We start from the raw sequence: 20,909 nt of genomic DNA, 5'->3' as shown, positions 1-20,909 counted from the left end.
CATTTCCGCGAACAATGACTGGTCATTTCGGTTAAGGATGTTCCGTGGCGGCAAGCCCAACCTGGCGCAATGTGCATTGCCTTGGTGCGCTGGACTCGATCGTCCGGTGCGCGATGGCGTGGCTCATGGCGTTGCTGGTCTCGCTCGGCAGCGCGCTCGCGGCGCCCAGCGCGCTGGCACAGGGCCAGAAGCTGCAGCGCTTTGAAGTCCGCTCGGCCTATATCGAGCCCGCCGAGGGCGTCTACGAGCTGAACGCCACGCTCAATTTCGACCTGCCGGACGGGGCCCGGGCCGCCATCCGCGAAGGCGTGCCGCTCACCCTGCACCTGGAGATCGTGGTCAAGCGCCAGCGCAACTACTGGCTGGACGAGACGGTCGCCACCCTGGACCAGCACTACGAGCTGGCGTACCGGGCTCTGAGCGAGCGCTACCTGGTGCGTAATTTGAATAGCGGCGAGCAAGCGTCTTATGCGACGCTGGACGCCGCGCTCGACGCGCTGCGTGTGATCAAGGGCCTGCCCATGCTGGACCAGGCGCTGGTGTCGCCCAAGCGGCGGCACGAGATCAGCATCCGCGGCAACATCGACGTGCGCACGATGCCCGATGCCTTGCGCTTCGTGCTGTTCTGGTCGGACGACTGGCGGCAGCGCAGCGAGTGGTACACATGGTCGCCGCAACTCTGAAACGCACGCTGGTCTCGATCCTGGTGCTCATAGGATCGGGGCTGTGGGTGGCTGCGTTGCTCATCATGGCGCAGACCGTGCAGCAGTCGGCGCACTTCAGCGATCTGCATCCCTTCATCGTCGGCGTGAATGTCGCGGGCCTGCTGGTTCTGCTGATCCTCATCGGTGGCCGGCTGGTGCAACTGGTGCGCGACTGGCGCAAGCGCGTGGTCGGTTCGCGGCTCGAAGCTCGCATGGTGTGGATGTCAGCGACGCTCGCGGTGGCGCCGCTGTTGCTGGTGTTCTATTTCTCGGTCGTGTTCTTGAACCGCGGCATCGACAGCTGGTTCCACGTCGAGATTCGCCAGGGCTTGGAAGATGCGTTGACCTTGTCTCGCGCCGCGCTCGATCTGCGCATGCGGGAGTATCTGGAGCGCACTCGCTCGGTGGCGGAGCGCATCGCGCCCGTGCGCGTCGGAGCATTCCAGACCCTCGATGAGTTGCGGCAGGAAAGCCAGGCGCTGGAATTGACGCTGCTCGCTTCGAACAGCCGCATCCTCGCCACCAGCTCGGATCGCCTGGGCGATATCGTGCCCGCTCCGTTGAGCGAAGAAATGACCATGCAGGTGCGCCAGGGGCGCGATTATGTCGCGCTCGATCCCGTGGCGGGCGGCGGATATCTGGTGCGCACGGCGGTGCGCGTTCCGCAGGTTCTGCCGGGCGGCGAGATGCGCGTGCTGCAGGCCATCTATCCCATCGAGCGCAGGCTGGGCGAGCTCGCCGATACGGTCGAGTCTTCGTATCAGCGGTACGGCGAGAAAGCGCGGTTGCGCGAGCCGCTCAAGACCAGCTTCACGCTGACGCTGACATTGGTGTTGCTGCTGTCCTTGTTCGGTGCCCTCTATGGCGCATTCTGGGCGGCGCGGCGCCTGGTCCGGCCCATCCAGGATCTGGTCGCGGGTACGCGCGCGGTGGCCAAGGGTGATTTCGATTTGCGTTTGCCGCTGACCTCGCACGACGAGATGGGCATTCTCGTGCACTCGTTCAACGACATGACCAAGCGCCTCGCGCGCTCTCGGGAAGAGACCGCGCGGGTCCAGCAGGCGGTCGAAGCGGAGCGGGCCAACCTGGCGGTCATCCTGGCGAGGCTGTCCACGGGCGTGATCTCGCTCGAGCCGGATCGGACCATCCGGACCGTGAACCAGGCGGCCTGCTCCATCCTCGGCGTGGAGGTGGACACCCTGATCGGCAAGCCGCTTGCCCAGACCGGCAGCAATAGCGCGCTATTCGAGCAGTTCCAGTCCACCTGCAGCGCGCACCTCGAGGCGGGCATGAGCGAGTGGCGCGAACAGCTGGTGCTGCAGGGGGATTCCACCCGCCGGATTCTGATGTGCGCCTGTACGACCCTGTCCGGCGAGGACCAGACTCCCAGCGGCCATGTCATCGTGTTCGACGACATCACCGCCCTGCTGCAGGCCCAGCGCGATGCGGCGTGGGGCGAGGTGGCGCGCCGGCTGGCTCACGAGATCAAAAATCCTCTGACCCCTATCCAACTTTCCGCGGAGCGGCTGCGTCGTAAGCTGTTAGGGCATATCGACGAGGCCCAGGGCCAGATGCTGGATCGCGCCACCCATACCATCGTGCAGCAGGTCGAGGCCATGAAGGAGATGGTCAACGCCTTCAGCGAATACGCGCGCGCGCCGGAGATGGATGTGTCACGCTTCGACCTGAACCAGCTCATCGGCGAGGTGGCTGAGCTGTATCGCGCGCCGGGCCGGCCGGGCATTACCCTGCAACTGCAGCCGGGGCTGCCGGAAATCGAGGCCGACCGTGGCCGTATGCGCCAGATCATCCATAATCTGTTCGCCAATGCGTGGGAAGCGCTGGAGGGGGTGCCGAATCCGGCGGTGCGTGTGACCACCCGCCTGCTGGAGAGGGGCGGTGGGGCGATGGCCGGCCGGGCGGCCGAGATCGTCGTCGAGGACAATGGACCGGGCTTCCGGCCGGACGTGATCGGCCAGGTGTTCGATCCTTATGTAACGACAAAACCGAAAGGCACGGGCCTGGGGCTCGCGATCGTGAAGAAAATAGTCGAAGAACACGGCGGCGCCATAGATGCGGATAATGTGCGCACAGGAGGCGCGCGGGTCTGTATCGAGTTGCCGTTGACCGCGGTTCGCGGTGGCGGTCCGATTCGGGAACGGCGCACCGGACCGAGGAGGGAGCGGGCATGAGTGCAGCGCGCATATTAGTCGTCGATGACGAAAGCGAGATCCGCGGGCTCCTGAAAGAGATCCTGGCGGACGAAGGTTATGAGGTGGACGTCGCCGCGGACGCCGCGGAGGCGCGCGCCGCTCGTGCTCAGCACGACCCCGATCTGGTGTTGCTCGATATCTGGATGCCCGACACCGACGGCATCACGCTATTGCGTGAGTGGGTACAGCCGAATGGCAGCTCGTGCCCGGTCGTCATGATGTCCGGCCACGGGACTGTCGAGACGGCGGTTGAAGCGACGCGCCTGGGCGCGTTTGATTTCGTCGAGAAGCCGCTGTCTTTGGCGAAGCTGTTGCGCACCGTGGAGCGCGCGCTGGATTCCGGGCGCAACAAGCGGCTGAGCGGCCGGTCGTTGGTGCCGCCGCTGATCGCTCCCGTCGGCAAGAGCCGCGCGATGGCCGCTCTGCGAGAGCAGGTTCAGCAGGTCGCGCCGCACGAGACGCCCGTGCTCATCATTGGTGAGCCTGGCAGTGGGCGCGAAGCATTCGCACGCTACATTCACTCGCTCAGCCCGCGCGCTGCTGGGCCGTTCGTACAACTGGTTGCCACTGGTGTCAGCGACGAGGGCGCGGCCGCGGCGCTGCACGGCACCGAGGATGCCAATGGCGTTCACGCGGGCGTCTTCGAGCAGGCGGCCGGCGGTGTGTTGTTCATCAATGGCGTTGAAGATTTGCCGCCCAAGGCGCAGGGCTTGTTGGTCGCCGCGCTGGAGACGCGCACATTCACGCGCGTTGGTGGCGCAACGCCGGTGAATACGAACGTGCGGATCATCGGCTCGGCCACGTCGCGCTTCCTCAATGCCGAGGGCACCGGCGTGCGGCAGGAGCTGTTGTCGCGGTTGAATGTCATTACTTTGAACGTACCGCCTCTGCGTGATTACGCGCAGGACGTTCCGGATCTCTTGCGGCACTATGTCGATCGGTTGGTCGATGAACAGCACCTGCCTTTCCGCCGTTTCGGCGTCGCTGCTCAGAACCGCCTGCGCAACTATCCCTGGCCGGGCAACGTCCGCGAGTTGCGGAATCTCGTGCAGCGGTTGTTGATCCTCGGGGGCGAGGAAGAGATTCGACTCGATGAGATCGAGCGCGAGCTTGCCGCGCATGCGCCTACCAATGAGCCGCTGGTGAAACAGGATTTGTTGGCCCTGCCATTGCGCGAGGCGCGCGAGCATTTCGAGCGGGCTTATTTGCAGCAGCAGTTGATTCTGTGTAACGGCAAGGTGGGGCAGCTCGCCAAGCGCGTCGGCATGGAGCGCACGCACTTGTATCGCAAGCTTCGCTCGCTCGGCGTCGATTTCCGCCAGCTCGCCGAAGATTAGGCTTCGCCGCTGCGCTACCGCTCGCGGCCGGCCACCTCGGTCAAGCGGAAATTTCATCCCGCGCGGAGTTGGTGGGCGGTCCAGACCTCAACCTCAGGTGTTTCCCCCTCACCCCGGCCCTCTCCCCAAGGGGAGAGGGAGAAAGGAGACGAGTCTTAGCCCCTCTCCCTTTGGGAGCGGGGTTGGGGTGAGGGCGAATCTTAGCCCCTCTCCCCTTGGGAGCGGGGTTGGGGTGAGGGCATGAGTCTTAGCCCCTCTCCCTTTGGGTGTGGGGTTGGGGTGAGGGCAAGAGTTCTTAGCCCCTCTCCCCTTGGGAGAGGGGTTGGGGTGAGGGCATTGGCACAGTTGCTTCTGCCGACCCTTACTCACCAACCCGAATAACCAAAGCGTCGATCTGCGCCTGGCGCAACTTGCTGCGCGTATCTTCCAGCTTCTGCAAATTGGTGATCGGCCCGACACGTACCCGGTGCCACGTATCCTTATCGATCGTCACCTTCTGAATCTTCGACTCCACTCCCTGCATCGCAAGCAACGCGCGGACGCGGTCCGCGTCCTTGTGATTGCGGAACGACCCCGCCTGCAGCACGTAAGCGCCAGGCTTTTGAACGGGACCGGCAACGACCGCGGGCGCCGAACCGCTGCGAGAGTCTTGTTCGGGGATGACGACCTCGTACTTGGGCAGCATCTCGTAGAAGTCGAATTCAGGCGTCTCGCTTTCCGCTTGCGAGGCAGGCGCGGGCTTGGGCTTCGCTTCGGCCTCGTCGCGGATCATGGGCGCGGCAGTCTGTTGGGCAGCAAGCCGTGCCTCGGTGCGCCGGTCGAACAGATAGACGCCGAGCGCCACGGCCAGTCCGAGCGCCAGCCCACACACGAACCCCGCCATGCCCGACAGCCCGGAGGACTCGCCGGAGCGACGTTTGGAATGCTTGTAGTCCTTTGCCATGAGGAAGCGGTTAGCGGTTGGCGGTCAGTGGCTGGTGAAGAGGCATGCAGAGCAACTTAGCTGTTTCCGAACAAACCGCTAACCGCCATCCGCCAACCGCTTCGATTCCATCTTTTCGGGCGCGGACACGCCCAGCAGCTTCAGGCCGTTTTCCAGCACCTGGCGCGTGGCCGCGACCAGGTTCAGTCGCGCGTTGCGCAGCTTCACCTCATCGATGATGAACTTGTGCGCGTTGTAGTACGTGTGGAAATCGCCCGCCAGCTCGCGCAGGTAGTGCGCGATCTGATGCGGTTCGAGATCGTGCGCGGCGGTCTCCAGCAACTCGGGATAGTAGGTGAGCTTGCGGATCAGGGCCTTCTCGTGCGGCTCGACCAGCAATCCGACGTTGGCTTCGCCGATGTCGCGGTCATGCTCCAGGCCCTTCTCCTGCAGTTGACGAAACACGCTGCACACTCGCGCGTGCGCGTACTGCACGTAGTACACCGGGTTCTCTTCGCTCTGTGCCAGCGCCAGATCGATATCGAAAACAAATTCCGAGTCCGCCTTGCGTGACACGAGGAAGAAGCGGAACGCGTCGCGGCCCACCCACTCGACCAGATCGCGCACCGTGACATACGAGCCGGCCCGCTTGGAAATCTTCACTTCCTCGCCGCCGCGCATGACGCGGACCATTTTGTGCAGAACGTAGTCCGGGTAACCCTTCGGGATGCCCATGTTCAGCGCCTGCAGGCCGGCGCGCACGCGCGCGATGGTGCCGTGGTGATCCGTACCTTGCACGTTGATCGCGCGAAAGAACCCGCGCTGCCACTTGGTAACGTGATACGCGACGTCAGGCACGAAGTAGGTGTAAGTGCCATCCGATTTGCGCATCACGCGGTCCTTGTCGTCGCCGAACGCCGTGGTCTTCAGCCACAGCGCGCCATCCTTCTCGTAGGTGTAACCGCTAGCGATGAGCGCCTGCACGGTCGCGTCGACCTTGCCGTCGCTGTACAGGCTCGACTCGAGGTAATACGTGTCGAAGCGCACACCGAACTTCTGCAGATCCGTGTCCTGCTCGTGGCGCAGACACGTGACCGCGAAGCGGCGGATCGCATCGAGATCCTCGACCTTGCCATTGGCGCGGATGGGCTCGCCATCGAAGGCATGCACCGTCTTGCGCGCGAGGAAATCATCCGCGATTTCCTGGATGTACTCGCCGTTGTACGCCGCTTCCGGCCAACCGGCATCGCCCGGCTTCAAGCCGCGCGCACGAGCCTGAACCGACAGCGCGAGGTTCTGGATCTGCACGCCGGCGTCGTTGTAGTAGAACTCACGGCTGACCGGGTGGCCCTGAGTCTGTAACAACGAGGCGAGCGCATCGCCGAGCGCGGCTTGCCGGCCGTGGCCCACATGCAGGGGCCCTGTGGGATTTGCGGAAACGAATTCCACAACCACGTTCTGCCCGGTGCCGCGCATGTTGTAGCCGTACGCCGCGCCCAGATCGAAGATGCGCGACATTTCCTGCTGATAGGCCGACGGCGACAGATGGAAGTTGATGAAGCCGGGCCCCGCGATCTCGACCTTGTCGACCAGCTCGCTCGCCGGGATGCAGTCGACGATGGCCTGCGCGAGCTGCCGCGGATTCTTCCGCGCCGGTTTTGCCAGCTGCAACGCAATGTTAGTCGCGAAATCGCCGTGCGCGGCGTCACGTGTGCGCTCGACGTCCACGCTGAATTGCACATCCGCGGGGACGATGTCGGCCGGCAAACAGGTCAGCGCGGCCTGCACGAGGCGTTCGATCTGGTACTTCACAAAGAGCGCAGCAAGGGGTGAAAGGGGTGATGTTCTCTACAGTGTACTCAACTCAACTCGGCCGCATCCACATCGATCGACCATCGCACGCGCCGGGCTTCGGGCAACATGGCGAGCACGGGCAGCCAGCCGCTTAGAAACTTTTGCAGCGGCGAGTGGCTGGGGGCGCGCAATAGCAGCTGAGCGCGGAAACGGCCGGCGCGCCGCTCCATGGGCGCGGGCGCGGGGCCGAGCAACTCCACGCCACGGATCGGGAAATCCACGGCGAGGTCGTGTGCATCCTGCAGGAATTTCAGCGGCAGATCCGACGTGGTGGCTTCCGCGCGCAGCAGCGCGATCCGCGCGAATGGCGGCCAGCCGCTTTGTTCACGTTCTGTCAACGCGCCGTCGGCGAAGGCCGCGTACCCGCCCGTAAGCAACAACTTGAGCAAGGGATGCTCGGGATATTCCGTCTGAATCAGCACCTCGCCCTGGCGTTCCGCGCGCCCGGCGCGGCCGGCGACTTGGACGATGGTCTGCGCGAGACGTTCCGGCGCACGAAAGTCCGTGCTGAACAAGCCTTGGTCGGCGTTCAGCACCACCACCAGCGTGACATTGGGAAAGTCGTGGCCCTTGGTGAGCATCTGTGTGCCGACGAGAATACGGATCTCGCCGCGGTCCACGCGCGCCAGTGTCGCTTCGAGCTCGCCCTTGCGTCGCATGCTGTCGCGATCGATGCGCGCGAGCGGAAAGCCCGTAAACAGCTGGTGCAGCGCTTCTTCTATTCGCTCCGTGCCTTGGCCCACGGGTTTGACATCCGCGAAGCAATTGGAGCACCCCGGAGGCATCGGCTCCTGCGCGCCGCAATGATGGCAAATGAGATCGCGACCGCGCGCGTGCACGGTCAAATGCGCGTCGCATCGGCGGCAATGCGCCGACCAGCCGCAGTTCGGACAGAACAGCACCGGCGCATAGCCGCGCCGGTTGATGAACAGCATCACTTGTCCACCCGCATCCAGATGTCGGCGGATCGTCATCACCGTGGGTGTCGCGATTCCCTGCGTGGCACCGTGCTTGCGCAGGTCGACCAGAAGAAGCTTGGGCGGTCGCGCGCTGCCCGCGCGTTCGGGCAGGCGAGACAGCGTTTCCGGTTGTTTTCGGGCGCGTGCCAATGTTTCCAGCGAAGGCGTGGCTGAACCGAGCACCACTGGAATTCCAAGCCGCTGCGCGCGAACCAGCGCGAGATCACGCGCAGAGTAGCGAAAGCCATCCTGCTGCTTGAAGGACGGGTCGTGCTCTTCGTCGATGATGATCAGGCCGGGTTGCAGCAGCGGGCTGAAAATGGCGGAGCGCGTGCCGATCACGATGCGAGCCGTGCCCTCGCGTGCATCCCGCCACGCCGCCAGGCGCTCGGTGTCGTTCAATCCCGAGTGCAGTACGGCCAGGGGCGCGTCGAAGCGCCCACGAAAGCGCGAGATCAATTGCGGTGTCAGCGCGATCTCGGGCACGAGCACGAGCACTTGCTGGCCTCGTGCGAGAACAGTCGCGATGGCGTGCAGATACACCTCGGTTTTGCCGCTTCCCGTGACGCCGTAAAGCAAATGCGAGACGAATGTGCCGAGCGTGCTTTGAATTCGCTCGACGGCTGCTGCTTGCGCTTCATTGAGCGGAGGGCCTTCCCTGACCGTGGTCACTGGCGGAACTGCCGCGGACTGCTCACGGGCGAACGACTCAACGAACCCGCGCTGTTCCAGATTGCGCAACGCCGATGCAGGGCTTTCAGTCGAACTCAGGATATCCGAGGCGGACGCTTGCGCGTGATCCGCGAGGTATTGGGCGATGGCGCGCAGGCGAACGGATCGCGCCGGCAACTTCGCGAGCGCTTCCTCGCGTCCGAGCGCCGTGAGGCGCCACAGGATGGTCTCTTGCCGGACCGGTGCGCCGTTCCTCAACGGCACGGGCAGCGCAGAGGTCAGCACCTCGCCAATGGGATGGCGGTAGTACTCCGCGGCCCAGGTCAGCAACGCCAGCGAGTCCGGGCTGAAGGTGGGCTCGCTATCGATGGCTTCGAACGCGGCGCGCAGCTTTTCAGCGGGCACTTCACTGTGCTCACGACTTTCGACGACGACACCCACCACGCGCCGGCGGCCGAATGGTACCCACACGCGATACCCCGGGCCGACAGGCGAGTCACCCTCCGGCGCGCGGTAATCGAAAACCTGGCGCAGCGGCGTATCGATCGCGACCGCCAGGTACGGAGCTCGCTCTTGCGCGTCCCACAGCCGGCTCATATGCACAAAACCTGTGGACAACTCTGTGCATTGATTGGGGTGAAGCGACTCAAGTGCTCAATCTGCGGACGAGTTTGGGGATTGCTCAATTTTTGGACGCACTTAACAGCGTCGCCGGGCAATTGCCGGTCATCCAGCGTCGATGCGCCACGGGGTCGATGATGCGGCTGGCCGCGTCGCTTCCACGCCACTATACGGTCCGGGTGCCCCGAATTAAACTGCACGCCGGGTTCGTGGACCGATGTAGCGCGCGCAGACGTGCTTTCTTCCTGGCCAAAAGCGCCAGGCGGTCGCGACGCTCACTGCTCCGCGCGGGCCCCCCGTTCCACTCCCCCAACAGAGCCATTCCATGCAGTCGCAAGATGAATCCTCAAGCATATCCGCCACGCGCCGCCCGAGCTGGAATCGGTGCGCATGTCGTGATCTCGCGACAGGCGTGCAGTGGTTGATGCGCGCCGCCTGAACGGCGTGGCGCCCAAGGTCGCTTCAATGTCCGCTGCCCGGCCCGCCGGCAGATTTGCCGTTTGCGTCGTCATACCGGTCTACAACCACGAGCACGCGATCGGGACGGTGGTGACTGCCCTGCGCGCGCAGGCGTTGCCGGTGATCCTGGTGGATGACGGCTGTGGCCCGGCATGTGCCCGAGAACTGCAACGGTTGAGCGCGCTGCCCGAAGTTACATTGCTGCGTCATGAAACCAATCGTGGCAAGGGTGCCGCGGTGATCACTGGTTTTCGCGAGGCCGAGAAACTCGGGTTTACACATGCGATTCAAGTGGACGCCGATGGCCAGCACACGCTGAACGACGCACGCCGTTTTGTGGAGGCGGCGCGCGAAGAGCCCGATGCGCTGATCTGCGGCCGCCCGATCTTCGACTCCAGCATTCCGAAAGCGCGCTACTACGGTCGATATCTCTCACACGGCATGGTGTGGCTGCAGACGCTGTCGCTCGACATCATCGATTCGATGTGCGGTTTCCGGCTGTATCCGTTGACCAGCACGCTCTATGTGATGAATCACCAGCACATTGGCGCGCGCATGGATTTCGATACGGAAATTCTGGTGCGCATGCATTGGCGCCAGGTGCCGATACGCTGGCTGGATACGCGCGTGTCGTACCCCATCGACGGCGTGTCCCACTACCGTTTGTTCCTGGACAATGTGCGCATGACCGCGCTGCATGTCCGGCTGACCGTCGGCATGTTGATCCGATTGCCGGTTCTGTTGTGGCGAAAGATCGCGCGCCCCAAGCTTGCGCGCCAGATGGACGAGCGCGACTTCAAGGCTTGAGTGGGTGAATGCGTTGGCGAGTGGTACGAATCGACGAGGAACCGTGGAACAGCGTGACGTCATCATCGAACCCGAGCGCCGCCTGGACATGGTTGCTAAGCTCTGCGCCGCATGAGCGACACCATTCTCGTCACCGGTTCCAGCCGGGGCATCGGCCGGGCCATTGCGTTGCGGGCCGCGAAGGACGGCTTCGATATCGTCGTGCATTGCCGCTCGCGTCGTGATGAAGCGGAAGCGGTGGTCAGTGAAATCGAGGCGCTGGGTCGCCAGTCGCGCCTGCTGCAGTTCGATGTTTGCGATCGTGCCGCTTGCGCGCGGGCACTTGCTGCCGATGTGAGTGCGAACGGTGCCTACTACGGCGTGGTTTGCAATGCCGGCATTCATGCCGATGCCGCATTTCCCGCCATGACGGAAGAGCAGTGGGACGGCGTGATGCGTACCAATCTCGACGCCTTCTACAACGTGCTGCAGCCTTTGATCATGCCGATGGTGCGCCGTCGCGCCCCTGGTCGCATCGTCACGCTCGCGTCAGTGTCGGGTTTGATCGGCAATCGTGGCCAGGTGAATTACAGCGCGGCGAAGGCCGGCATCATCGGCGCGACCAAGGCGTTGGCGGTGGAGCTGGCTAAACGTCAGATCACGGTGAATTGTGTCGCGCCCGGATTGATTGACACCGAGATGCTCGATGAGCACGTGCCGATGGCAGAAATCCTCAAAGCGATTCCAGCGCAACGTGCCGGAACCGCGGAGGAAGTAGCCGCCGCCGTATCGTTCCTGCTGTCGCGCGACGCTTCTTACATCACCCGCCAGGTCCTCGCGGTCAACGGAGGCTTGTGCTGAGTGAGCGCCCGCAAAGCGTCGACCATTGCGCTGTTCGATTCGGCCGACCCGCAAAGACCCATTGCATGGCGGCACGGCGCGCCGGTGCCGCTGGCCCGGTTTCAAAGTCATGTCGCTTCGGTAGTCGCATTGCTGCCGAGGCAGGCTGCCGCCGGTGCCATGATCAATCTTTGCGAGAATCGCTACCGATTCCTGGTGGCGTTTGCCGCGGCACTGAGCGTCGGACACCGCGTGCTGTTGCCTGTGTCGCGCGCCGATCGAGTCGTGGCCGAGGTGGAGATCGCCAATCCCGGGAGCTATCGCATCGATGACGCCGCGATCGATGCGGCGCTGAAGGAGCCATCGACAGCGATCGTCGATGCGCAAATCCCCGCGGACATGACCGTGATGGTCGGCTATACCTCCGGGACTACCGGCCGACCCAAAACGTTTCCCAAGTCCTGGCGCGCAGTGAATGGTTGCAGCGCTCGCAGTGCTGCGAGCATTCGCATGGCGATCGTCGATAAAGCAGCGCCGGTATCGGTGCTCGCCACCGTTCCTCCGCAACACGTGTACGGCATGGAAATGAGCGTACTGCTCCCGCTGATCGGCAACATGGCCGTGCATGAAGGACGTCCTTTGTTTCCCGCGGACATCGCTGCCGCGTTGGCGGAGCTGCCGCGGCCACGCGTGCTCGTCAGCACACCGGTGCATTTGCGTGCCATCGTGGAATCGGATCAGGCGTTTCCCCCGGTCGATGTCATCGTCAGCGCGACGGCGCCGCTGGATCGGCAACTGGCCACCGCGGCCTGTGCCAAGCTCGCGGCCGAGTTGGTCGAAGTCTTCGGTTCGACGGAAACCTGTGCGTTCGCCAGCCGCCTGACGGCGCGAGAAGAACAATGGCGATTGTATGAAGGCGTGCGGCTCGAGCCCCGTGAAACCGGCACGCTGGTGCATGCGCCCTGGTTCGACCAGCCCGTGTTGCTGGAGGACATCGTCGAGTTGCTGCCTGACGATCGATTCGTGGTCCGAGGCCGCAGCTCGGACATGATCGATGTGGCGGGCAAGCGCGCCTCGGTGTCCGACATCACTCGACGGCTGCTGGCCATCGACGGGGTGCGGGAAGCGGTGGTCTTTCAGCCTGAGGCGGAAGGAGCCGGAACGATTCGCCGGGTGGCCGCGCTGGTCGTGGCTCCGACCCTCACTGCCCGTGACGTGCTGGAACAGCTCGCGCCCGCTGTGGACAGCGCTTTCCTGCCGCGCCCGCTGCTGATCGTGAATGAACTGCCGCGCAACGAGCTCGGCAAACTGCCGCGGGAAAATCTGTTACGCGCGCTACGACGCGAGTAAATTCACTGAACTGCCCGAACTCACGAATCCTGAAACTCTTCAACTGGCCAGCACGGCCTCGATTTCCACCAGCAACTCGCGCCTGCAGATATCCGCGGCGAGCAACAGGATATCGCTACCTGGATAAAGCTGATGCAGCCGATCGGCTACGCGCGGCGCAAGCTGCGGATCGCGTACATAGACCTTGAGCAGGTCCTTGCTCGAAGCGCTGCGGTTTCGGCTGACATGCGGAGCAAACGATCCCAGGTTGCGCACCGTTTCCTCCAACTGCGCCATTGCATCGTCGTGATGTTGAGACACGTGACCGACGATGCTGGCGGTCCCTGAAATCAGCAGCGTCCGGTCCGGTGCGATCAGGGCGCGTGCAAAGGTCGGACTCACCGGCCCGTGAATACGCGGGTAGTGATAAGCGCTAACCTGTCGGGGATTCTCCAGCGACTGGCCAGGCACATTGCCCGCCAGCCAGAAGACTTGCAGAACGTGGTCCGGTTGCTGGCGGCCGATCGCGGTCGCCGATGGATGAGTCCGCGGCACTTCGACCAGTCCGCGCCCGCGTCCTACACAGAACTGACGATAACGCTCGAGGTCGCCGGCTCCTTCGTTGATTGCATCCATGTAATTCCACATGCGCAGCAGATAGGGAAAGGCCGACTGCTGCTGAAAGCGGCGCACGGCGGCATATGCGTGCTCGGCTGTCAGCAGAATTCCACCATGTTCGCGTTCATCCAGCTCGATGCAGGCGAACAGATGATTGCCGTCGTGCGCATAACGAACCACGCACGGCTGAACCGCGGCGGCATCCGACCATTGACCGGTCTGGACCGGTCCGGTCGCAAACCACAATTCCGCCCGGTTGGCGCCCTGGTGCGTCGTATGCAGTGGCGCCAGGCCGACGTCGATGGTCAAACCCGTGGCCGGCGCGATACTGGTATTTTTGCCAGGCTGGGTTCCGAAGCGCAGGGTGGCCAGTACACCGGCCGGATGGAAATTTGTGCCCTCGGTGGCGTGGTAGCCAACGCGCAGTGTGGCGGGGAGTGGCTGAATTGGCTGCTCGCCGGGACTGCTACGCATTACGTCGTCGGAGTACTGCATTTGAGTTGGGTGGAAACGTGCGAGGCATTGGCTGGCCCGCGCGAGCCGGATGATACACTTCGTGCCCTGTAGTTCGCCGCTCCAGCGTCCTAAGTCCAGCCTTCGGCACAGGTCCGATTCGTTCATGTCAGCACCCCAATCCACCGAACAGTCCCTCGATCAGTCCGCCAGCCAGTCACCCGCTGAGCGCGAGCTTGCCGAGCTCATCGTCACCGCGCTGAACCTGGAGGCGGTGGCGCCCGGCGACATCGATCCGCGGGCGCCGCTGTTCAGGACCGGCCTGGCGCTGGATTCCATCGACGCCCTGGAGCTGGCGCTGGAGATCTCCAAGCGCTATGGCTTTCAGCTGCGCTCGGACGACGAGAACAATGTGCGCATCTTCAGCTCGCTGCGTTCGCTGGCGGCGCATATCGAGAAGCACCGCGTGCGTTGATCAAGCGAAGTAATGCAGTTCGGGCCACTGAGAATCACCGCGTACTCACTGTGCTCTGCGGCCGGGGACGGGCAAGCGGCGACGCTCGCGGCTCTCCGCGAACGCCGCAGCGGCCTCACCAGGAACGATTTCGGGCCGGCGCCCATCGCCACGTGGATCGGGCGGGTCCCGGGTCTGGAAGAGCGGGCGCTGCCGGCGGAGCTGGCTAATTGGGACTGTCGTAACAACCGTCTCGCCTGGCGCGGCCTGGTCGCGGACGAATTCATCGAAGCAGTGCGGGCCGCGCGCGAGCGGTACGGTGCCGGGCGCGTTGCGGTCATCGTCGGTACGTCGACATCCAGCATCGGCGCCAGCGAAGAGGCGTACACGCGATTGGACGCCGATGGCCAGTGTCCCGCGGATCTGCGCCGGCCCATCATTCACACGCCCCATTCACTCGGCGATTTCGTACAAAACGCGCTCGGCCTCACTGGCATCAGCATGACAGTCGGGACCGCGTGCTCGTCCAGCGCCAAGGTGTTCGCGCAGGCGGAACGTTTGATTCGCACCGGGTTGGCGGATGCGGCCGTCGTAGGCGGCGTGGATACGCTGTGCGGTAGCGTGTTGTTCGGGTTCAACTCGCTCGAGCTCGTGTCGCCGGAACCGTGCCGTCCGTTCGATGTCGGACGTCGCGGCATCAATCTCGGCGAAGCGGCCGGTTTCGCGCTGCTGGAGAAACAATCACAGCAGGGTGCATGGTTGCTCGGATACGGCGAATCCAGCGACGCGCATCACATGTCGACGCCGCATCCCGAAGGGCTCGGAGCGCGGCTCGCGTTGAGCGACGCGTTGCAACGCGCCGAGCTGAAGCCCGAGGATATCGACTACATCAATTTGCACGGCACCGCGAGCCAGAAGAACGACGATGTGGAAGCAAAGCTCGTCGCCGAGCTGTTTCCGGCGACCACTTGCGCCAGCTCGACCAAGGGCTGGACCGGACACACGCTCGGCGCCGCCGGCATCATCGAGGCCGCTATTTGTTTGCTCGCGCTCGAGCATCAGCTGCTGCCCGGCACGTTGAATCTGCAGGTGCCCGATGCCGCCTGTGGTCCGCAGATCCAGCGCGACAACGTGCAGCGCAAGGCCAGCCACGCGCTGAGCTTTTCGTTTGGTTTCGGCGGCAGCAATTGTGTGCTGGTGTTCGGGAGAGATCGATGACGCTGCGGGTCGCGATCGAAGGCGTGGCCTTCTGGGCATCGCGCTTGCCCGGTTGGGAGCTGGCACGAGCGGTCATGCGAGGTGAGCGGACTGCACCGGATGCGCCGAGCGCTCGCCCGGCGCCAGCGTTGCTCGCGCCCAATGAGCGCCGGCGCGCGCCGGATACTGTTACCCTTGCGCTGGAGGCGGCTGCTCGCGCCTGCGAGGCGGCCGGACGAAATCCTTCCGATCTGCCGTCGGTGTTCGCCTCGACCCATGGCGATGTCGCGATCAGCGATTACGTGTGCTCGACGCTGGCCACGACACCGACGTTGATTTCGCCGACCAAGTTTCACAATTCGGTTCACAACGCGGCGGCGGGTTACTGGAGCATCGGTACTGGCAGCCTCGCGCCATACACCTCGATCAGCGCGCACAAATACACCTTCGGCGCGGGCTTGATCGAGGCGGCCGCTCAAGCGGTTTGCGCGCAGCGTCCGGTGCTCTATGTCGCTTTCGACAGCGAGTCCAGGGGCGTGCTTGCGACCATGGCGCCGAGTCGCGGTCTGCTCGGTGCCGCGGTCGTGTTGGCGCCAGCAGGTCAGGCGCAGCAGCATCGCAGCCTGATTCTCACCACCGAGCCTGTCGCGGAGTGTCACCCCACGCCGGCGCGCTCGGCTGCGGCCCCGCTGGTCGCAGAGAATGCGCTCGCGCCGTGCCTGCCGTTTTTCGAGGTGCTGGCGATGTCCCAACCTCGCACGCTCTGCCTTGCCTTGAGCCGGCAGACCGCCTTGAATGTAGAAGTGAACTGACAAGACAGCCGCAGCGCCGCTCTTACTCGGGCAGCTCGAGCAGCGCCGCGGCGCGCCCCTCCGTGATCGTTTCGCCCGCATGCGTGATCTTGAAGCTGTATTGCTGGCTGGAGTCTCCGGCCTGCAGGCATACGGCTTCGACGCGCAGTGCGTCGGTGAGATCGTCGATATAGTCGCGGGTAAACGTTACCGAGCGCAGTGACACCAGCATGCCGGGCGGCGCACGTTCCGGTGCTGCCTTCAACGCTCCATGGACTGCCATCGCTTGAGCGCCGTACTCACATAAATGCACGGCGCGCAGCTTGCCGTTCGCGCGCAACGGATTGTCGAGCGAGCGATGGCTGTGCGTTTCCAGGACGATTCGCGCGTCATCCCATTCGACGATGTGTTCCCACAAACACATGTCGCCCTGGTGCGGGATCAGCGCGGCAATCGTTTCACGTGACATTTTTTGGCGGCCGAGTCAGGAGCAAGGCGAGCACGAAATTGAAAATGACGCCGAGCGATACCGTCAATCCGATGGCTCGCAGCACCGGCAAGCTGGATGTCGCCAGCAGTGCAAAGACCATCAGCGTCGATGCCGAGCACACCAGCACGGCGTGCAGGGTGCGCCGCTGATCCATCGGATCGCTGGCCGCGTGTTCGAAGAACAGCGCGTAGTCCAGGCCCAGCCCGGCAGCCAGGATCAGCGCAACCAGATGAAACAAGGTCATCGATATCCCGGCGACCTGAAGGATGGCGACGATGAGCAGCGTCGTGAGCGCCATCGGTGCCAGCACGCGACGCACGCGCGATGCGCGACGTAGAGAAAATGTCACGACCGCCGCGAGCAACACGGCGGCCGCGGCGAGGCTCCAAAGAATCTTGATTCGCTGTTGGGTCACCAGGCTTTCGGAGGCACCCTTGGTGTCCAGCAGCGTCACGTCTTGGCCGGCAGTGCTGGCGAATCGTTCGAGAGCCGCGACGTCGCTGACGCCGCTGAACGTTACCAGGGCCGTCGTGCGTCCTGCGCCGCGTTGATCGTCGCCATGCTGGGTCAGTAACATTTCCACGCTGACGCCCAACGGTGAATCGCGCAATTTCTCGACCGTCAGCAGCCGCAAGCGCCGCGCCTTCTCCACGTCTTCGAAGAACGGTTCGAACACGTCGGCACGGAACGGCGTGTCCTGCACTGCCGCTGCCAGGTCGGCGCGGAGCGTTGCTGGCTCAGGTAGGCGAGCCTGTCGCTGGCGTTGTTTCTCCGCGCTTGGCACATACCGGGCGGCATGGTCATAACCGGTGATGGCTCCCTCGGAGACCAGCGCTTGCAACGGCTCATCCAACGCTTCGAGACGCGTCAGCGCATATTCCGCGTCCGCCGCCGTGACGACTAGCAGATAGCGAACGTCGGGCGCTCCCAGTTCCGAGCGTAGTGACTGATCTTGAACGAGCAACTCGTTGGGCACGGGCGTGAGCTTGCTCAAATCGCTTTCCCACATCGGCTGCGGTGCCAGCCAGATGGCGATGAATGCAAGGATGACGGCGACAGCGCCCGTCCAGAGCGGCCGCGGCAGGCGTTCGATCCTGCGCCACGCCTTGTCGAGCCATACCGACCCACCGAAATCGCGGCCTTCGGGACTCATCAGCGCGGGCAACGCATAGCGTGTCGTCAGGCCCGCAACCGCCAGGCCGGCGACGGTGAAGCACGCGAGTTGAGCCAGTCCGTTGACGCCTGAGAACAAGAATGTGAGATAGGCGATGCAGGTGCTGGCCACGCCCGTTGCGAGCGTGGGCCACAGATCGCGTGCGACGTCGACAGGCGCGCGAGCCGCTTGTCGATGGCTGAGCAAGTGAAGGGGATAGTCCTGCGCCACGCCGATCAGCGTGAAGCCAAATGCGAGCGTGATGCCATGAACCTCGCCGAAGAACGCGCTCACAGCCGCAAGTCCTGCCAAACCAGCGCTTGCCAGTGGCAAGGCGCTCAGCACCACACTGCCGATGCGCCGATAGGCAATGAGTAACAGCACGATCATCCCGACGGTCGCAGCGGTACCCAACTGCTGCGCTTCGCCGCGCGTGCGCTGCTCCATCAGCACCGAGAATTTTCCGGCGCCGCTGAACGTCATCTTGATGTCGTTCTCGCGGGCCAGTCGCTCGGCTGCGGCGTTCAGTTCGTTGACGGCGAGACGTTGTTGATCCGGATCGAACGCAGCGGCACGAGTTTGAGCCAGCAGCAGCGCACGCTCACCCGCACGGTCGAACCAAACGTCGAACAGCCGATTCGGTTCCTGCATCGGCTGCCAGCGCTGCAGCACTTCGAGCAGTTCGAGCGTCGGGTCGCGAGGCAGCCAAGGTTCGAGGAATGCGCCCGCCGGTGAAGCCAGATCTCGCGCGCGCTCCTGCAACTCGGCATGCAGATATTTCGCGTCGAGCGGCCGCTCGTCCAAGGTGGGCGACAGCAGATATCGGTAGGCCAGCAGCTCGTCGGGGACGCTGTCCAGCGACACCTCGCCGTTGGTCACGAGGCGAAACGTCGGGCTCGACTGCAGGCTCTCGACCAATACGCGAGATGCGTCAGCGAGCTCTTCCGGTGACGCGCCTTCGAGCGCAATCACCATGACGCGCGAAGCAGGCCCCTCGCCGATCTCTTCCATCAATAGCCGTTGCTCGGCGGTCCTCGGGCTGGGAAGAAACAAACGCAGGTCCGTGCCGATCTGCAATTGCCGTTGCACGAACCAGGTCAGGCCGGCCAGCAGCACGACCCAGACGAACAGGATCAGCAGCGCCCGGCGCGTCAGCTTCATGATCCGCTACAGCGCCGCTGCAAGGCGACCAGAGTGACGTCCGCTGCCACGGGCTCGCGTGCCGTATCGCCCAGCAACAGCACGCTCGTGGCGCCATCGGTCGTGGTCATGGAGAAACAGCGAGGCTCGCCCTGACGCCCGCTGACTTCGATCCGCTGCAAGCGGCGACGAGCTTTGGTATCCGTGGGCGTGAGCTCGAGCAACCATGATTCATCGTCACCGCTCAGTTGCACGTCAAACGTCTTTCGCAGCGATGCGACGTCCCCCGAGAGCATGGCGGAGAATCCCGACAGGAGTCCGCGCAACTCGGGAGCATGTTTCAAAGCGAAGCTGCGCGGCTTTTCGCCTTCTCTCTCGACCTTCACCGATTCGCCGCGAATTGCGGTGTGCTCGCGATAGGGCGTGGTGACGCGCCGGTCGAGGCTTTCCGGCCCGGCATAGCCGAGGTCGCCGGAAACGATCAGCGGAGCACGCAGCAGTTTGGAAAAGCGGACTTCGGTGAAGGAGATCGTGGCCGGCGCTGGCCTGGCCAGCCGCGCGATCAATGCCTCCGTGTCCCGGTCGTTCGCACCGGCATCATTCGGACTGGCGCTCCACACCGGCGCGCCGAGCATCAGTGCGAGCAGTGCCGTCAGCAGCAGGCGGCGAATTGACGTGCCAGAAGTCATAGAAATTGAACCAATTGTACGGGGCGCCGCGAGTGTAGTGAGCCAGCCGGTCGGCATAACGTTGAATGATGGCATTGAGACCCGCCTCGCGGTTGGCGCGTTCCACCTGCAGCGTTTCTGCAAACACTTCGAAGTGCAGCTCGTAACGATTGCCGCCCCGGTACAGGCCGAAACACAGCACCACCGGCACCTTGAGGGCTGCGGCGATCTGCCACGGTCCGGTCGGAAAGGGTGCGGGCTTGCCCAGGAAATCGACGGTGGTGAGCTGATTGCCCGGCCGCGCGCGATCGACCAGCAATGTGACCAGCGCGCCTTCATCGAGCGCTTCCTTGATGGCAAGCGTGGTGATCGTGCCGTCCTGGCGCGCATTGATGATGGAGCGCGCCAGGTCCGGATTGAGCGTGTTCAGGACGCGCGTCAGCTCGGGATTCTGTTCGGTGTCCAGCACCACTCGCACTTTCACGTCCTGCCTGATCTCGCCCAGGACACGCAACGCATCGAAACTGCCCAGGTGCGAGCCGAAGACGAGCACTCCTTGCTGCCTGGCCCATTGCGTGCGCAGCCCATCCAGGCCGAACACTTTGATCCGGAACCGTTTAAAGCTTTCGGACAACAGGAACACGCGATCCAGGATGACGGCGGCGAACGTGTAGAACTGCCTGGCGACATCGAGCAGCGTGACTCTGCGGTTCAGGACCAGCGTCAGGTAAGCGCGTGCCGCGCGTCGCTCCGGACCTCGGCGCATCAGAAAAAACGCGGTGATGGGGAACAGCACCAGGCGCGCGGCCGTGCGCCCGCACAGCAGGGCGAACGAGCTCATCAATCGATACCCGAATGCCGAGCCGCCTTCGGGGCGTTCGAGCCATTGTTGTGTCACGCCGTCACGACTCCATCGCGACCGGTATCCTGGCCTGCGAGTCGGAACTGGCCTTGCGCGATGGCTGCGCCGTCGCGGCTCAAATGGAAGCGCAAGTCCTGCGCTTCGAGTTTCAGTTGCAGGTCCGCCGCCTGATCGGGCAGCAACGGCGCGGTGAATTTGGCGTTGGCGAGCCCGGTGACGTTCAGCGGGCGTTGTAGCCAGCGCTCGGCTTCCTGGAGGACACAGTCGAGCAGCACCACGCCGGGCACGATGGGCTGGCCCGGAAAGTGGCCCGGCAACGCGGGATGATTCGCGGTGACGCGCAGAACGGCGGCGTGGACGGCGGGACTCATGTCATTCAGCGGCGGG

The 20,909-nt window shown here is 64.0% G+C and carries 18 protein-coding genes; 9 read left to right on the top strand and 9 right to left on the bottom strand.

What is annotated here, in order from left to right:
• The first annotated feature begins 125 nt into the window (after nucleotides 1-125).
• Genes VGE08_RS11490 through VGE08_RS11480 form a run of 3 tightly spaced genes read left to right on the top strand, consistent with a single transcriptional unit; the run spans nucleotide 126 to nucleotide 4,254 of the window.
• Nucleotides 126-683: a DUF4390 domain-containing protein gene (locus VGE08_RS11490; protein ID WP_331068024.1), complete on the top strand. Its 558-nt coding sequence runs from the start codon at nucleotides 126-128 to the stop codon at nucleotides 681-683.
• A complete protein-coding gene (locus VGE08_RS11485; RefSeq protein ID WP_331068023.1) occupies nucleotides 665-2,896 on the top strand; it encodes a sensor histidine kinase in 2,232 nt (743 codons plus the stop codon). The genes VGE08_RS11490 and VGE08_RS11485 overlap by 19 nt, the downstream gene beginning before the upstream one ends.
• Entirely contained in the window at nucleotides 2,893-4,254 is a 1,362-nt protein-coding gene (locus tag VGE08_RS11480) for a sigma-54 dependent transcriptional regulator (protein ID WP_331068022.1), read from the top strand. The genes VGE08_RS11485 and VGE08_RS11480 overlap by 4 nt, the downstream gene beginning before the upstream one ends.
• A gap of 361 nt (nucleotides 4,255-4,615) precedes the next feature.
• Here the strand turns inward: VGE08_RS11480 and VGE08_RS11475 are convergent, their stop codons facing one another.
• The 3 genes from VGE08_RS11475 to VGE08_RS11465 all read right to left on the bottom strand — a co-directional run bounded on the left by VGE08_RS11475 (nucleotide 4,616) and on the right by VGE08_RS11465 (nucleotide 9,258).
• Nucleotides 4,616-5,197 (bottom strand): SPOR domain-containing protein, encoded by a 582-nt coding sequence (locus tag VGE08_RS11475; RefSeq protein WP_331068021.1) that lies wholly within the window; start codon nucleotides 5,195-5,197, stop codon nucleotides 4,616-4,618.
• A gap of 78 nt (nucleotides 5,198-5,275) precedes the next feature.
• The gene (gene argS / locus VGE08_RS11470) at nucleotides 5,276-6,988 is read right to left on the bottom strand and encodes an arginine--tRNA ligase (RefSeq protein ID WP_331068020.1); all 1,713 of its coding nucleotides are present in this window, start codon (nucleotides 6,986-6,988) and stop codon (nucleotides 5,276-5,278) included.
• A 47-nt stretch (nucleotides 6,989-7,035) separates the two neighbouring features.
• Nucleotides 7,036-9,258: a primosomal protein N' gene (locus VGE08_RS11465; protein WP_331068019.1), complete on the bottom strand. Its 2,223-nt coding sequence runs from the start codon at nucleotides 9,256-9,258 to the stop codon at nucleotides 7,036-7,038.
• Between the two features lie 489 nt (nucleotides 9,259-9,747).
• On the opposite strand from VGE08_RS11465, the gene VGE08_RS11460 reads away from it, so the two are divergent.
• The 3 genes from VGE08_RS11460 (at nucleotide 9,748) to VGE08_RS11450 (ending at nucleotide 12,717) form a co-directional block, all read left to right on the top strand.
• Nucleotides 9,748-10,548, top strand: coding sequence for a glycosyltransferase family 2 protein (locus VGE08_RS11460; protein WP_349258677.1), 801 nt, complete (start codon nucleotides 9,748-9,750; stop codon nucleotides 10,546-10,548).
• Between the two features lie 111 nt (nucleotides 10,549-10,659).
• A complete protein-coding gene (gene fabG / locus VGE08_RS11455) occupies nucleotides 10,660-11,388 on the top strand; it encodes a 3-oxoacyl-ACP reductase FabG (RefSeq protein ID WP_331068017.1) in 729 nt (242 codons plus the stop codon).
• Nucleotides 11,389-12,717 (top strand): AMP-binding protein, encoded by a 1,329-nt coding sequence (locus VGE08_RS11450; RefSeq protein WP_331068016.1) that lies wholly within the window; start codon nucleotides 11,389-11,391, stop codon nucleotides 12,715-12,717.
• A gap of 39 nt (nucleotides 12,718-12,756) precedes the next feature.
• Here VGE08_RS11450 and VGE08_RS11445 read toward each other — a convergent pair whose 3' ends face one another.
• Nucleotides 12,757-13,788 carry a hypothetical protein gene (locus tag VGE08_RS11445; RefSeq protein WP_331068015.1) on the bottom strand — a complete coding sequence of 344 codons (1,032 nt, stop codon included), beginning with the start codon at nucleotides 13,786-13,788 and terminating at the stop codon, nucleotides 12,757-12,759.
• A 145-nt stretch (nucleotides 13,789-13,933) separates the two neighbouring features.
• Between VGE08_RS11445 and VGE08_RS11440 the strand changes: the two genes are divergently transcribed.
• From VGE08_RS11440 to VGE08_RS11430, 3 genes are read left to right on the top strand one after another with little or no spacing between them, the layout of a single operon-like run.
• Nucleotides 13,934-14,242: a phosphopantetheine-binding protein gene (locus VGE08_RS11440; protein WP_331068014.1), complete on the top strand. Its 309-nt coding sequence runs from the start codon at nucleotides 13,934-13,936 to the stop codon at nucleotides 14,240-14,242.
• Between the two features lie 12 nt (nucleotides 14,243-14,254).
• The gene (locus VGE08_RS11435; RefSeq protein ID WP_331068013.1) at nucleotides 14,255-15,439 is read left to right on the top strand and encodes a beta-ketoacyl-[acyl-carrier-protein] synthase family protein; all 1,185 of its coding nucleotides are present in this window, start codon (nucleotides 14,255-14,257) and stop codon (nucleotides 15,437-15,439) included.
• A complete protein-coding gene (locus VGE08_RS11430) occupies nucleotides 15,436-16,230 on the top strand; it encodes a beta-ketoacyl synthase chain length factor (RefSeq protein WP_331068012.1) in 795 nt (264 codons plus the stop codon). The genes VGE08_RS11435 and VGE08_RS11430 overlap by 4 nt, the downstream gene beginning before the upstream one ends.
• Nucleotides 16,231-16,252: 22 nt before the next feature.
• Here VGE08_RS11430 and VGE08_RS11425 read toward each other — a convergent pair whose 3' ends face one another.
• The 5 genes from VGE08_RS11425 to VGE08_RS11405 are packed head-to-tail and all read right to left on the bottom strand — an operon-like array spanning nucleotide 16,253 to nucleotide 20,893.
• Entirely contained in the window at nucleotides 16,253-16,678 is a 426-nt protein-coding gene (locus VGE08_RS11425; protein WP_331068011.1) for a hypothetical protein, read from the bottom strand.
• Nucleotides 16,668-19,013, bottom strand: coding sequence for an MMPL family transporter (locus VGE08_RS11420; protein WP_331068010.1), 2,346 nt, complete (start codon nucleotides 19,011-19,013; stop codon nucleotides 16,668-16,670). The genes VGE08_RS11425 and VGE08_RS11420 overlap by 11 nt, the downstream gene beginning before the upstream one ends.
• On the bottom strand, nucleotides 19,010-19,681 hold the full coding sequence (locus VGE08_RS11415) for a LolA-related protein (RefSeq protein WP_331068009.1): 672 nt from the start codon (nucleotides 19,679-19,681) through the stop codon (nucleotides 19,010-19,012). The genes VGE08_RS11420 and VGE08_RS11415 overlap by 4 nt, the downstream gene beginning before the upstream one ends.
• Nucleotides 19,590-20,558, bottom strand: a complete 969-nt coding sequence (locus tag VGE08_RS11410; protein WP_331068008.1) for a hypothetical protein — start codon at nucleotides 20,556-20,558, stop codon at nucleotides 19,590-19,592. The genes VGE08_RS11415 and VGE08_RS11410 overlap by 92 nt, the downstream gene beginning before the upstream one ends.
• On the bottom strand, nucleotides 20,555-20,893 hold the full coding sequence (locus VGE08_RS11405; RefSeq protein WP_331068007.1) for a hypothetical protein: 339 nt from the start codon (nucleotides 20,891-20,893) through the stop codon (nucleotides 20,555-20,557). Before VGE08_RS11405 ends, VGE08_RS11410 begins: the two co-directional genes overlap by 4 nt.
• Nucleotides 20,894-20,909 lie beyond the last annotated feature (16 nt).

The sequence above is a fragment of the Steroidobacter sp. genome (assembly GCF_036406195.1).
Lineage (GTDB): Bacteria > Pseudomonadota > Gammaproteobacteria > Steroidobacterales > Steroidobacteraceae > Steroidobacter.
This window is presented reverse-complemented; position numbering and strand designations above follow the sequence as displayed.

Excerpts from the sequence above, each read along its gene's own strand:
- VGE08_RS11490 (WP_331068024.1), top strand. The coding sequence starts at position 126 with ATGGCGTTGCTGGTCTCGCTCGGCAGCGCGCTCGCGGCGCCCAGCGCG.
- VGE08_RS11485 (WP_331068023.1), top strand. The coding sequence starts at position 665 with ATGGTCGCCGCAACTCTGAAACGCACGCTGGTCTCGATCCTGGTGCTC.
- VGE08_RS11480 (WP_331068022.1), top strand. The coding sequence starts at position 2,893 with ATGAGTGCAGCGCGCATATTAGTCGTCGATGACGAAAGCGAGATCCGC.
- VGE08_RS11475 (WP_331068021.1), bottom strand. The coding sequence starts at position 5,197 with ATGGCAAAGGACTACAAGCATTCCAAACGTCGCTCCGGCGAGTCCTCC.
- VGE08_RS11465 (WP_331068019.1), bottom strand. The coding sequence starts at position 9,258 with ATGAGCCGGCTGTGGGACGCGCAAGAGCGAGCTCCGTACCTGGCGGTC.
- VGE08_RS11460 (WP_349258677.1), top strand. The coding sequence starts at position 9,748 with ATGTCCGCTGCCCGGCCCGCCGGCAGATTTGCCGTTTGCGTCGTCATA.
- fabG (WP_331068017.1), top strand. The coding sequence starts at position 10,660 with ATGAGCGACACCATTCTCGTCACCGGTTCCAGCCGGGGCATCGGCCGG.
- VGE08_RS11445 (WP_331068015.1), bottom strand. The coding sequence starts at position 13,788 with ATGCGTAGCAGTCCCGGCGAGCAGCCAATTCAGCCACTCCCCGCCACA.
- VGE08_RS11440 (WP_331068014.1), top strand. The coding sequence starts at position 13,934 with ATGTCAGCACCCCAATCCACCGAACAGTCCCTCGATCAGTCCGCCAGC.
- VGE08_RS11435 (WP_331068013.1), top strand. The coding sequence starts at position 14,255 with ATGCAGTTCGGGCCACTGAGAATCACCGCGTACTCACTGTGCTCTGCG.
- VGE08_RS11430 (WP_331068012.1), top strand. The coding sequence starts at position 15,436 with ATGACGCTGCGGGTCGCGATCGAAGGCGTGGCCTTCTGGGCATCGCGC.
- VGE08_RS11425 (WP_331068011.1), bottom strand. The coding sequence starts at position 16,678 with ATGTCACGTGAAACGATTGCCGCGCTGATCCCGCACCAGGGCGACATG.
- VGE08_RS11420 (WP_331068010.1), bottom strand. The coding sequence starts at position 19,013 with ATGAAGCTGACGCGCCGGGCGCTGCTGATCCTGTTCGTCTGGGTCGTG.
- VGE08_RS11415 (WP_331068009.1), bottom strand. The coding sequence starts at position 19,681 with ATGACTTCTGGCACGTCAATTCGCCGCCTGCTGCTGACGGCACTGCTC.
- VGE08_RS11405 (WP_331068007.1), bottom strand. The coding sequence starts at position 20,893 with ATGAGTCCCGCCGTCCACGCCGCCGTTCTGCGCGTCACCGCGAATCAT.